The sequence below is a fragment of the Streptococcus suis genome, assembly GCF_024509555.1.
Classification (GTDB): Bacteria; Bacillota; Bacilli; order Lactobacillales; family Streptococcaceae; genus Streptococcus; species Streptococcus suis_AD.
Map to the genome: position 1 here is coordinate 1 of NZ_JAMWEL010000103.1, position 235 is coordinate 235.

Consider the following 235-nt stretch of genomic DNA (forward strand, 5'->3'; position numbering starts at 1 on the left):
CCATTTGACCCAACTGAGCCAGATAAGGAAATTCCGTCTATTCCAACCAATCCGACAACAGATCAACCAGTCATTCCGCACGTACCGGGTTACACCCCAGTCGATCCGAAGGACAATACACCGTTGAAACCTGTTGATCCAGAAGATCCAAGCAAGGGCTACGTTCCACCAACACCAGAAACACCAGGTGAGGATACCTTGATTCCTTACGTGCCTGTTAAGGGTGATGTGGTGA

Annotated in this window: 1 pseudogene; it reads left to right on the top strand. The window is 49.4% G+C overall.

Features of this window, described 5'->3' with window-relative positions:
- Positions 1-235: pseudogene (locus NF418_RS10515) on the top strand (hypothetical protein); the annotation flags it as partial.